Consider the following 12,775-nt stretch of genomic DNA (forward strand, 5'->3'; position numbering starts at 1 on the left):
ATTATGTCCTATATCTCCACCACACCGGCAAACCTGAACCTCTACATCCAAGGTGAGGGTTTCCCTATTCTGTGTTTACACGGTCATCCTGGATCTGGTCGTAATCTTTCTGTTTTTACCAATCATTTATCCAAACGCTACCAAACTTTCGCCCCTGATTTACGCGGCTACGGTAAAAGTCGCTGTAATGGCAATTTTGAGATGTTAGACCATTTGACAGACTTAGAGGCGCTTCTAGACCGCTTTCAAATTGAAAAATGTCTGATATTGGGATGGTCACTGGGTGGAATTTTGGCAATGGAAATGGCATTGCGACTACCACAACGCTTTACTGGTATGATTTTGGTGGCCACCGCAGCCAGACCCCGTGGCAATCATCCCCCCATTACTTGGCAGGATAATCTATATACTGCCATTGCCGGAATTTTGAACTATATTCAACCAAGTTGGCAATGGAATATAGATACTTTTGCCAAGCGATCGCTTTTTCGCTATTTGATTCAACAACATACCCCCACAGCTTATAATTATATTGCCACCGAAGCAGTACAGTCCTATTTACAAACCTCTTCTTTCGCAACTCGCGCCCTCTACACTGCTCTGAAATCTGGTTACAATCGACTCTCTGATTTACAAAAAATTCACTGTCCTGGTTTGGTACTGGCTGGGGAACAAGACTGTCATATTACCCCTGAGTCTAGTTTAGAAACGGCACAACATTTGAAAAGTAGCCAGTGGCGTTGTTACCCAAATACAGCACATTTATTTCCTTGGGAAGTTCCCCAACAGGTATTAGGTGATATTGATATTTGGTTGGAAGCACATCCCCAAGTTGTGAAAATGCCAAGATGAATTAACCACAGATAAGCAGGTTCATGATTCTGATATTAGTTGCAAAATCAGTTGTAGGGGAATTTCTACGTAATCTGGACGATGGTTGAGTTCATGGTGGAGTTCCTCTATTGCTTTTTCTAATAGATAGGCAAATAGCAGTAATTGTAGTTCCGCAGGGGTTTTTGGTAAAAAGTTGTTTTCCCCAGCAGTTGCTAAATAAGAATTGCAGAAGGTAGCACTCACCCAGGTATACCAAAATTTTGCCCATTGTTTCATAAGTGGCAGATTGTCAGGGCGAACCATACCAGTTTCTATTTCACGGCGCAAAGCTTCAGTCACAGCATAATTGAAGGATACCAGCATCCGGGCTACATCTCTTAATGGCGATCGCTTGCGGCGGCGTTCACTCAAACTGCGGGCTGCTTTACCTTCAAAATGGGTGATAATAAAGTCCTTACCAGTGTAAAGCAATTGCCCCAGATGATAGTCCCCATGATAACGAGTCCGGAAGGCGATAATTTTTTGATTCACAACTAACTGGAAACGTGCCAAAATCTCTTGTTGGTTATTAAGTACATCTGTTGCCAATTCCTGGGTATGAGATGGCAAATCTTTTGCCCTTTCCCTAAGTAATCGGAAAACTCGCCCTGTGAGGTTACGTGCATCTTGGTAGATGGAACGTTGGTAAAATGATGAAAAGGGTTCTGGCGCAAAGTCGGGATTATCTGTATCTGTAGCTAAGGTCATATGCAATTCAGCCGTGGATTTACCTAATATTTCTACATTAGGGAGGTAAGAATTAATGGTTTTGGTCGCCAGGTCGGGAATATCAGTTCTCTGTAAGTTTAAGAGAGAACCTGATGGTATGGGAACTTCTGTAATACTCGCCTGTTCTGTAGTCACCACATCAAAATAATGACGTAGGCTGTCTACGGTGTAATCCCAGCCGCTGCGAGTATCTTGAATTAACTCTTGTAATATGCCTATGGTCATCGGTAGGTTGGAAATATCCCCAAATCTCTGATAGCTTGCGTGGCGTACCCATTGGCGACCATACTCTAAAGCCCCTGCTACAGGTACAAAATGTTGTAAGCATTTTTTCTCCCCCAGAAAACGCCGGACTTCTAAATCCGGGTGCATACCTTCCTCAAATTTCCGGAAGAGTTTCAAACATAGGCGCGAGCCATAAACTATATAAGTATTGGTTTGTTCTTCTTCCTTGAGAACATTTGGTTCATGGTCACCGTTTTGTGAGTATAACTGTGAAAATAAATCAGTGGTCGTGGCAAATAATTCTCCTTTTGTCCCTCTATATAAACGCTGCTCCCCAATAGCATCTAATAATGAACTCAAAAAGTTCTTATCTACTAACGCATCAAATAAAATTCCTACTTCTGAAGTATTAACCAGGGTATTCTCCCTTTGCACTTGCAGACGTGAAATTACAGCTTGGGGGATTTCTCTCAATAGCTGCATTGCTTGCTCACTCTCTGCATAGGCGAAAAATAATAGATAAGTTTCCCTGTGTCTATCAATATAATCTACCTGTAACCAAACCATTTCGGCTAACTGCTGATTGTAGGGTATGGCAATGGTTTCTACAATTTGCACCGATTGCAAAGTTCTGGTTTTACCACCAAACCATTTACAGGTATATAGGTAATCCCGCAGTGTTGATTCTAAAACCCCTTTTAACTCCCGTTGTAAAATCACATTTTGCCACCGTTCATTGACAACTAGGGTAGGTAACTCGGCTTGGGGTTTCGGGGGTTGAGTCAAACTAGGCTTACGTTTGAGGACAAACCAGTAAAATCCATGGGGACTCAGACTGAGAAAATAAGGCGACTCTCCAATGGCGGGAAACTCCGTGTAACCAAAAATTTCCACTGGTACTAGTCCTGTGAAATCTGATAAATCTAATTCTGCCGTTTGGACATAATGAGATAAATTTGCTACTATGAGGATATGTTCTTCTTCGTAGGTGCGGCTAAAAGCAAAAACTTTGCGGTTATTAGGGTGTAATAATTCAAATTTGCCTTTACCTAAAGCCTGAAAACGGTTTCGAGTAGCAATCAAGCGTTTCATCCAATACCACAGAGAATTGAAGTTAGCCCTCTGTGCCTCGACGTTAACCGCTTCATAGTGGTATTCTGAGTCAATAATCACCGGCAAGTACAACCTCTGGGGATTAGTCCGACTAAAACCGGCGTTGCGGTCAGAACTCCACTGCATAGGAGTGCGTACACCATTGCGATCGCCTAAGTAAACATTATCCCCCATGCCAATTTCATCACCATAATAGATTACGGGTGTTCCCGGTAGGGATAACAACAAACTATTAAGTAACTCAATTTGGCGGCGGTCATTACCTAACAGAGGTGCTAGTCGGCGGCGGATACCTAAATTTAATCTCATTACCGGGTCTTGAGCATACACCCGATACATAAAGTCTCGGTCTTCATCTGTGACCATTTCTAAGGTCAATTCGTCGTGATTACGCAAAAACAACGCCCACTGACAATTGTCAGGAATATGTGGAGTTTGTTGGAGAATATCTACAATGGGGAAATTGTCTTCCATCTGTAGGGCGATAAATAGGCGTGGCATTAGGGGAAAATGAAAGTTCATATGGCATTCATCCCCGTCGCCATAATATTTAGCTGCATCCTCTGGCCATTGATTAGCCTCAGCTAGTAGCATCTTGTGAGGATGTTTCGCGTCAATGTGCGATCGCAATTCTTTCAGGAAAGCATGAGTTTCCGGGAGATTTTCGCAGTTAGTCCCTTCCCTTTCATACAAATAAGGTACTGCATCCATACGTAATCCATCAACGCCCATTTCTAACCAAAAATCTAAAACATCAAATACCGCATCTCTTACCAAGGGATGATCATAATTTAGATCCGGCTGATGGGAATAGAAACGATGCCAATAATAAGCCTTAGCCACCGGATCCCAAGCCCAATTCGAGGTTTCAAAATCCTGGAAAATAATTCGCGCTTCTTGGTATTTTTCTGCCGTATCACTCCACACATAAAAATCTCTTTCTAGACTACCTTTTGGGGCGCTGCGTGCGCGTTGGAACCAAGGATGTTGATCCGATGTATGGTTAATAATTAACTCAATAATCACCCGGATACCCCGCTCATGGGCAGCATTCAATAGGTTTTTAAAGTCTTCTAATGTCCCATAGATGGGGTTAATACTGGTATACTCAGCAATATCATAACCATCATCTTTCAGTGGTGATGGGAAAAAAGGTAGTAACCAAATAGCCGTAATCCCTAAATCTTGCAAGTAATCTAGTTTTTCTATTAGTCCCTGTAGGTCGCCAATACCATCACCATTACTATCAGCAAATGCACGAATAGGTACTTCGTAAATAATCGCTTTCTTAAACCATAAGGGGTCATCTTTGATGATTAAGTCTGCTCTTCTCATTTTATCTATCAACTTTTAGTGATAAAACTCTTATTTATTTTTTTATAAAAAAATTGTTAACTCACTTTTTCCTCTTCCCTCCTATCACAAAATACCTAAAATCATAACTTTATCCATCTCACACAGGTAAGAGCATTAACAAGCTCTTGATTGGAAGAGGACTATTCCAGCTACGTGATATAATCACTGAGTTGTTAATCAAGAGTCTTTCAATATCTATCTTTAGATAGATGACAGTGCATATTTTTTTATTGTTAAGTATATGCTTCTACATTCTGATGCATCATTACTGCCTACTACATAATTACTCGAACCTATGGATCACAACACTCACAAACCAAAACCCAAAAAGAAAAATTCTACTTTTGTTCGTCCATTACCTCAACAACCTAAAAAGTCTCAAAACACTAAATCATCCTTAAAAGATGAATTTGATCTGGAAATTCTCCAAAAAAATCCTTGGGGACAATTTTTATTATTTGTGGAAGATTTCTACAGTAAATACATTCCACCCAGTACAGAGGAGGAGAAAAAACGTGGAAATATATTGCAAACCGCCATTAAAACCTTCAATGAACATCATCAAGAATCTTGGAGACAAATACTCCATAGAATTCCTCCATCTTCCACCAAGCTGATTGATGACTTTTACTATTATCTATCTAACCGTAGAAAACTTACACCACAGGAAGTTTATCAAGAATCTCAAGCAGCTATCCAAGGTTTGATTAATAACGCCGAATATGGATTTATACACACAGATAATAAAGATATTGGCAGAATTAGCCAGCTATGTGATGCCATAAATTACTTTCAAAAACACCGTTCTAAAACCTATTTAGTTCTGTCTCAAATAGAAGCATATGTTCCAGAAGATGCTAAAAAATTCTTTGCAGCTTCTCAGGTCTTTCAAGGCATAATTGCATCTGGTCCTCATGAAATACTCATGGATTTTGGCATGGCCTTGATGAAACATTTTAAAGTTACGCGCACTGCAATTAAAGACCAAACAGCTAAGAATCTTGTTTCAGGTCTCGGAGAGATTGAAAGACAATTAACAACTCAAATTAGTATTTTAGAAGCTGAAAACTTAGAACTGACTCGAGAGTTGGAGCAACTGCGTGAGCAAGGACATCAAGAAATTGTGACCCAAATTGCTCAAGAACTACAAAATGGTTCCCAACCGGCTTTAGATCAAATAGAGAAAATTATCAGTTTAATAGAACCTCAAATTGAAGCGAGTGGAGAAGCTCAAATTTCCTCTGATGATTCTCTGTCCATATTTATTGTCTTGCGTAATTTAATGAAAATATTCCAAAAACTAGGAATAGAAACTTACCCGAAGTCCCTCAAAGATAGTTTCACAATATCTCAACTTGACTTAGCAAAATATGCTTATGTAGGGGGAACGCCTTTTACAAATTACACAGAAATTAAACAAGTACAGTGTATTCAGAAAGGATGGAAGGTTAACGACAACATAATTACACCGGCAAAAGTACAAGAATTAACTGATAATTCCAGCAATAATTAAAAGATTTTTATAAAAACAGGATAAAAAACCATGGCAGAAAATATTGCAATCTTATTAGACCTAGACAACATTAAACCTGAACTTGGGGAAATTGAATCTATTTGTACCAAGTATGGTTCCATAAAAGTACGTCGTGCATTTTCCAACACTCCAGCAGTCCTCTCTGCTTATGGTAGTCAGCTACGTAATCTAGGATATCGCTTTGAATTAACACCCGGATTGACATCTGTTCCCCAAGAAGTTGATAATTTAATTTTCCGCACATCCGAGGAGTTGATTAACAATTCCCAGGAGCAAATTAATATCATTGCCGTTGTTAGCAATGATAATGATTATGCCAAATTATTTTCTTATTTAACCAGTAAACAAGTTAAAACAGTAGCTATTGGTAATAATCAACTCGGAAATAAACTTAGAGAAACAGCCACATATATTGAATTACTCCAAAACATTTTACGCCCCACATATTTAGGTATCGACTTAGGCACTACTAACACAGTCATAGCAAGAGCTAGTCAAACATTAATGCAGGAATGGAAAGCTAACGCCATTAGTATTCCGGTCAAAAATGAGCATGAAGCTGTACAACATACAGAATTAATTCCTTCTGCTGTCAGGTATTCTCAATTAGATACTGCGAAAATAGGTAACCATGTCCGCAGCCAATATTATGCTTTTAGAGATCAAACTATTCTGGCTTGGAAACATGATATTGGTACTCTTCAAGATGGGTTACCTTTTGAATATCAACTTACTATCGGTAATGTTACACCAGAACAAGCCGCCGCAGAAGTTTTAAAGTTTTGTCGTCATCAATTAACCCAAAAACAAATAGATGTGAGAGGTGCAGTCATCACTCACCCAGCGTCCTATGAACCTGATGCTATTGAAGCGACCCGGAAAGCCGCTAAATTAGCAGGTTGGGAAGAAAATAACATTGTTTTGTTACCAGAACCAAAAGCTGCTTTATATGATTTCTTATATAGACTCCGAAATGGAGAGATTTGCGCTGATTTAGATACCAGTCGTCCTTTAAATATTCTTGTCTATGATTTAGGAGGGGGAACTTTAGATACTTCATTGCACAAAGTATACTGGAATAGCGATATAGCCCAGTTTTTTATTGAGGATATTTCTATTGGTTCCCGTACCAGAGTGGGAGGCGATCAAGTTGATGAAAAAATAGTTGATTATTTGTTTACTAACTATAGTAAAATAGGTAAGTTATCTGTACCTGAGCAAAAAAAATTGTGGTATGAACTCAGGATTTATGCTGAACAATTTAAGCAAGTTTGGGGCAGTAGATATTCTGATAGCCTCGATAAGGAAGAGTTTAGAATGCCGTTTGAATACGTGAGTTCTAGCTCTAGTTTTCCGATTTTCTACAGTTTGGGATATCGGCAAATGCAGGAAGCTTTAAAAGAGTTGCTGTGTCCAGATATTAAACCGGAACTAATAGAAAAGTTAGACCCAAAAACCGCTTTTAATCAATCTCCCTTTGTAGACCGTCGTGACACTTTTATCGTACCTGTTCTTGATGTCCTCCTCAAAGCTAAAGAGAAGTTGGGGGAATTACCTAAAATTAATGGCATTCTGCTTAATGGGGGGATGACATATTTCCCTTTAATTCGGGAACGCTTAGAACAGCTTTTACCTGGAATCCTCATTCTATCAGAGGGAGATCCAGACTTGGCGGTGGCTCGTGGTGCTGCACTTTATGCAGCAGGTACTGTGGGTAAATCAGAAGGAATTAACCCCACAAATATTTGGCTAGAAGTGACAGATTATAATACTCAAGAATCAAAATTAGAGTTGTTAGTTGCTCATGGTCAAAAGTATCCTTATCGCACTACCTTGGCGGGATTCCGTTTACCAGCATTTGAAGACGACGGTTTGATTGGTTTTAAAGCTTGGGTGGGTATGGGTTCCCAAATTAATCAAAATACTACTTTACAACGGACTCGCCGTGTTAATACCGATGAAATTCGGGCTGCTGATATTCAACCAGGAGATTATTTAAATCTGGAAGTAGAATATACCTTTGATGAGCGATTATTACTGACACTCGTACATCGCGATCGCCCAGATACTCGTTTCCGCTTAGAAGTTTCCCCCCAAATACCGACAATTAGCAATGTTGAAAAAACAGTTAATCAAAAAACAGTTAATAACACAGCCACAGATTTAATTCCTAAAATTAGCCGTTCCCGTCCAGGTAAAGAAATTAATCCCGATATTGAGGTAGAATTTTCGGCTTGGGGGAGGGTCGCATTTAGTCTGGCTCAAAATTGGCAAAATGCTAGTGTTCAAGCCCAAAGGAAAAATCTAGAAAATCAGACTTGTCAGGCTAAAAATCGTTTATCTATTATTCGCAGTTTATTACAGTGGTTGGAAACACAGAGTAATGTTAAACCTGATTTACAACAAAGCAGAAAAATTGTAGCCGTAATGGCTTTATCTAATATTATCCAAAGTTTACCTTCTGATAGTTCTGACTTCCAAGTCAGAGAACTAGAACAGAGGTATCACAACTGGATCTTACGCCAATTTCAAGCTGGTTTATCCAGATATAACCACATACATGAATTACACACAGCCATTTCCCTGGCTCCGGGTAAAATGCTATGGTCAGATTTTAGCGAGTTAATTTACCAAGAGTTTACAGTCATCTCACACCTAGCACGTTCCGTTAATTTACTTAACTCATTTGGTTTTTGTGCTGAACCTTCTGTACGTAATATTACGCGCTTGCGCTCGATTATCCAAGGCAATCAACATTTAGCTTTGCGCCAAAAAGCTTTCTGGGCTTTAGCCAGAATCATTAGCCCTGGTCAACCCCAGGAATGGCGAGCCAATCTCAATGATGTGGAAAAAGTAGCATTATTTGTTTTAGAGCAACTTAAACATCAAATTAGCGAGCCTCAAATTGCTTTAGATGCTTTAGGTTGTCTGGGTCAATGTATTGGTTGGCATATTACAGGAAATCTACTTCATGAACGAATTGTCAATGACATTTTATCCCTGGCAAAGATTTATCTGCCTTGTCAAGGTAGAATGGTTAATTTCCCGGGTATCTCACAACAGTTTGACCGCAAGTTAGAGCTAATAGAAAGGGCTTTTCATCTTGATACTGCTACTATTGAAGATATTAAAGACATCAAAACTTGGCTTTTAGAAATTGTCAATGGTTAAAGTCTAAATTCAATTGAGATAGTTACCGGAGATGAGTTAACTTCCATAGCAAGTGATAATTATCGCGATAAACCACATTAGCTGTAGATTTATATCTGGTTTCTATTTCTCTACGCCAGGTATCTGAAGGATTGAGTAAGAAAATATCCTTAAACCCATCAGAAATATTAGGAATATCTTCACCATTAATTAATTGAAACCTTACTTTTGGAGTAACAAGATAGCTCAGGGAAAATACAGTTACATAATTAATTCCCTGAGAATTACTAATTAAAAGTGGTTTTTGCGCCTCATTGAGAATTTCAGCAACCTCTGGATTACCATAACTAATTCCCTTATTCCACCAAGTTTCTCCTTCATAGCGAACCCTACAAGAAACCATCCCCAACACAATTATTAATACCAAAATTACTTGCCACATTCTCCTGCGCGATGAAATTCCACTATATATTTGGGTAGCTAACATATAGGCAACAGAAACTTGAATACACAAGTATATAGGTATTAAATATATCATTGAAGTATAAACTAGTGCTTGAGAAAATAAATTCGGCAGCATTAGTGGTATGAAGGGAACTATAATTAATGTCACCATAAACAACCAAGTCTTATAATTAGTGGTGCGACATATAAAATAAAGTGCATATCCTGCTAGAGATGTAAAAATTAGAGAAATTAAATATTGTATAGGGTTTTCTAAGCCGATGTTCAAATCGAAAAAGATTCGACTTATCTGTATAAATAAAATTGGCTGCCAATGTAACATAGATTTATCATTTTCCGTGACATCTGCTGATACAATAAACTCAAATAAATTGGCTACCACAATCGTCATCCAGGGCATAAAAGCTAAAAAACCTAGAGATGAGGCTAGTAAATAAGCCCTAACTGTTTCCGTTAGTTGAAATCTATTAATTGTAATTACATAAATTCCCTGGGTAACCGCTAAAAAAATACTCCACAAACTTGTATAAAGACTAACTACCAAGCTCAATACATAAACACCCCAGGTAGCAAAAGGGTCTGGCATTTGCTGTACTTTGACTAATTCGTGGTGAGATTGTGATTCCAGGCGCATAGCTCGCAATAGTGAGGCACTACATAGTAGTATGGTGAGTAACCACAGAATATATGATTGTGCTTCTTGAGCATAAAGCACATGAAGAGGGGAAATTGCCATCAAAGCGATCGCTAAACCAGGTACTGACAATGGCACATTAAATAATTCACGGCAGAGCCAGTAAATAGATGGAAAGACCAACAAACTGATCAAAGCAGATAAACTTCTAATGACAGTGACTGAATTACCAAAGGTTTGCACCCATAATCTGGCAATTAAATAATAAAGTGGTGGAGCTTGCGGGTCTTCTCTTACCAGAGACATAATTGTGTCACTAAAGCCCTTTTCTAGATTAGGAAATTGGAACCTAGCAAAACTTGCCTTAGTAATTACACCACCGTTAAATAATTGCTGCTTAACTTCAGCTACCGTATAGCCAGAAATGCGCAAAGATGTATAAATTTCATCATGGGAGTAAACTTTGCCTTGAATATTAACAAAGCGGAATAATATACCCATGGCCAACAAAAAAATAATTAAAAACCGCAACCAACTCGGAACAAGAGTCAGGTTCCGCATAAGCAGGTTTCCGATAAAGTAGTTTAAAATCTTCCCACAGCCACAATTACTGAAAAACCCCCGAAGATACCCGGGGGCTAGCATATTGTTGTGTTCACAGATAACTAGCAACAAAAACGCTCGGTAGACACCTGAACAATCAATTGCGGTGATTATTACTGTAGCGAACCCTTGTACCCGCCCAAAGCAGCTTCTCTCGGAGTGTCTGATAGTATGAATTGTTCTCTCGCAAAATAATGAACTTCGCCCGACAATCTGCCATACGCACATCAACCCGATGTCCTGGCCAAATAGAGGTAGATAACACCCCATCCATCCACAGTTTTGTACTCAAATCATAATCTCCCAAAGGCCAGATGCTAACAACCGAACCAGGAGGTAAAACTAGGGGGCGGCTAGAAAGACTCATAGGACAGATGGGAGTTATGGTGAGAGCCTCCATACCGTCATGAATAATCGGTCCATTAGCAGAAACAGTATAACCGGTAGAACCTGTGGGAGTGGAAATAATCAAACCATCTCCCACATATTGGTCTACCACCTCACTATCAATTTCCATTTCCAGAATTGAGGTAATCATGCGGTCAGCGGAAGCAGGTTTGACACAAAATTCGTTTAAAGCGAGGTAGTGTTCAGTCACTGGTTCCAAATTCGTGCGATGACCCTCATACACTGCAGCTTGTAACATCATCCGCCGTTGGATAGCATAGCGATCCTCAAACAGTCTGTCCCAAACTTTCTCTGTATCTTCAAACTCGTCTACGGACTCAGTTAAGAAGCCCAGATGTCCGCCAACATTAACGCCCAAAATAGGTATACCGGCCGGGGCTAAATGTCTAGCACCAGTTAAAACAGTGCCGTCACCGCCGAGTACTAAAGCCAAATCAATGGGTTGAGTTGCAGAAGCCAAAAATACCGGGTAAGGGTTATCTTTGGGCCGACTAGGCCCCATCAACACGTGACAATGGCGATTTTCCAGTTGTTGAGCACAGAGTTCTGCCCAGCGTTGACTCTGGGAATCTCGGGCTTTATAAGCAATGATTACCTGCTTGATTTGCACACAAAATTACCACTTGAGGAGATTAAACTGCTCCATATCAACGGTATCACGATTGCGATAAATGGCCAGCACAATGGCTAAACCCACCGCCGCTTCAGCAGCGGCCACGGTAATCACAAATACAGTGAATACCTGACCTTTAATTAAAGTTGAATCCAGAAAGTTAGAAAATGCCATTAAATTGAGATTAACAGCATTTAGCAGTAACTCAATTGACATTAACACCCGTACCGCGTTACGACTGGTAATTAGTCCGTAAATGCCGATACAGAACAAAGCTGCTGCTAGTAATAAAAAGTATTGGAGTTGCATCGATTTTACTGTCCATTCTCGTAGCTTGCGTAGCGTAGCCATAAAAAATCTGGCCTTTACCGGCGAATAATATCGCCGATTTTACTCTTTTGTTTCACTACCTGCTGATATCAGGTCTCTGGGGCGTTCTGGCAAAGTCAAAATTGTTTGTGGTAACTCTGAAGCTGTGGTTTTTTCAGGCAAATACTCGCGACGTGCCAAAATGATCGCTCCTAACATAGCTATCAGCAACAATACTGAAGCTAGTTCAAAAGGTAGTAGAAAGTCAGTAAAGAAATGCTCACCAATCACAACTATAGAACTTTCGGCAGCTACAGGAGCAGGTGTTGAGTATGCCCAGTGAGTCCCCAATACCATTGCACTCAACAGACCAAATAATCCTAAACTGACTATGGCTGTTACTACTTTGCGCAGTCCAGCACTGGGAAATGGTGCAAAATCCTGGCGCTTGTTCACCAACATAATGGCAAACAAAATTAACACGTTGACTGCCCCAACATAAACCAGTACCTGTGCTGCTGCTACAAAGTCAGCATTGAGCAAGAGGTACATCCCCGCCATGCTGATAAACACCCCCCCCAGCATAAAGGCAGAATAAACAACGTTAGAGAACAGCACTACAGCTAAGGCTGCTCCAATCATCATTACACCCAGTATGCCTAACGAAACAAACTGTACTCCTTCAGCTAAATTCACTTTTTCCGGTCCTTTTTGATTTCCAATAAATGGTAACTGGTAAGTGGTAATCGGTAGTAGCGATTAC

General features: G+C 39.8%; 8 protein-coding genes. 3 read left to right on the forward strand and 5 right to left on the reverse strand.

Annotated elements, in window-relative coordinates:
* Positions 1–3 precede the first annotated feature (3 nt).
* Positions 4–852, forward strand: a complete 849-nt coding sequence (locus tag AC6IZ0_RS01410) for an alpha/beta fold hydrolase (RefSeq protein ID WP_497724795.1) — start codon at positions 4–6, stop codon at positions 850–852.
* Positions 853–873: 21 nt separating this feature from the next.
* Here AC6IZ0_RS01410 and treS read toward each other — a convergent pair whose 3' ends face one another.
* Entirely contained in the window at positions 874–4,275 is a 3,402-nt protein-coding gene (gene treS / locus AC6IZ0_RS01415; RefSeq protein WP_497724796.1) for a maltose alpha-D-glucosyltransferase, read from the reverse strand.
* A gap of 316 nt (positions 4,276–4,591) precedes the next feature.
* On the opposite strand from treS, the gene grpE reads away from it, so the two are divergent.
* Both grpE and AC6IZ0_RS01425 read left to right on the forward strand, forming a co-directional pair.
* Positions 4,592–5,809, forward strand: coding sequence for a nucleotide exchange factor GrpE (grpE, locus tag AC6IZ0_RS01420; RefSeq protein ID WP_271732397.1), 1,218 nt, complete (start codon positions 4,592–4,594; stop codon positions 5,807–5,809).
* Positions 5,810–5,839: 30 nt separating this feature from the next.
* The gene (locus tag AC6IZ0_RS01425) at positions 5,840–9,001 is read left to right on the forward strand and encodes an Hsp70 family protein (RefSeq protein WP_497724798.1); all 3,162 of its coding nucleotides are present in this window, start codon (positions 5,840–5,842) and stop codon (positions 8,999–9,001) included.
* Positions 9,002–9,023: 22 nt separating this feature from the next.
* On the opposite strand, the gene AC6IZ0_RS01430 is transcribed toward AC6IZ0_RS01425, so the two are convergent.
* The 4 genes from AC6IZ0_RS01430 to AC6IZ0_RS01445 all read right to left on the reverse strand — a co-directional run bounded on the left by AC6IZ0_RS01430 (position 9,024) and on the right by AC6IZ0_RS01445 (position 12,708).
* Positions 9,024–10,640: a glycosyltransferase family 39 protein gene (locus AC6IZ0_RS01430; protein ID WP_497724799.1), complete on the reverse strand. Its 1,617-nt coding sequence runs from the start codon at positions 10,638–10,640 to the stop codon at positions 9,024–9,026.
* Positions 10,641–10,779: 139 nt separating this feature from the next.
* Entirely contained in the window at positions 10,780–11,700 is a 921-nt protein-coding gene (locus AC6IZ0_RS01435) for an NAD(+) kinase (protein WP_497724801.1), read from the reverse strand.
* A 6-nt stretch (positions 11,701–11,706) separates the two neighbouring features.
* Positions 11,707–12,012 carry an NADH-quinone oxidoreductase subunit NuoK gene (gene nuoK, locus AC6IZ0_RS01440; RefSeq protein ID WP_006199065.1) on the reverse strand — a complete coding sequence of 102 codons (306 nt, stop codon included), beginning with the start codon at positions 12,010–12,012 and terminating at the stop codon, positions 11,707–11,709.
* An 81-nt stretch (positions 12,013–12,093) separates the two neighbouring features.
* The gene (locus AC6IZ0_RS01445) at positions 12,094–12,708 is read right to left on the reverse strand and encodes an NADH-quinone oxidoreductase subunit J (protein WP_271732401.1); all 615 of its coding nucleotides are present in this window, start codon (positions 12,706–12,708) and stop codon (positions 12,094–12,096) included.
* Between the last annotated feature and the right edge of the window lie 67 nt (positions 12,709–12,775).

Source organism: Anabaenopsis sp. NIES-4685 (assembly GCF_059725405.1).

Excerpts from the sequence above, each read along its gene's own strand:
- AC6IZ0_RS01410 (WP_497724795.1), top strand. The coding sequence starts at position 4 with ATGTCCTATATCTCCACCACACCGGCAAACCTGAACCTCTACATCCAA.
- treS (WP_497724796.1), bottom strand. The coding sequence starts at position 4,275 with ATGAGAAGAGCAGACTTAATCATCAAAGATGACCCCTTATGGTTTAAG.
- grpE (WP_271732397.1), top strand. The coding sequence starts at position 4,592 with ATGGATCACAACACTCACAAACCAAAACCCAAAAAGAAAAATTCTACT.
- AC6IZ0_RS01425 (WP_497724798.1), top strand. The coding sequence starts at position 5,840 with ATGGCAGAAAATATTGCAATCTTATTAGACCTAGACAACATTAAACCT.
- AC6IZ0_RS01430 (WP_497724799.1), bottom strand. The coding sequence starts at position 10,640 with ATGCGGAACCTGACTCTTGTTCCGAGTTGGTTGCGGTTTTTAATTATT.
- nuoK (WP_006199065.1), bottom strand. The coding sequence starts at position 12,012 with ATGCAACTCCAATACTTTTTATTACTAGCAGCAGCTTTGTTCTGTATC.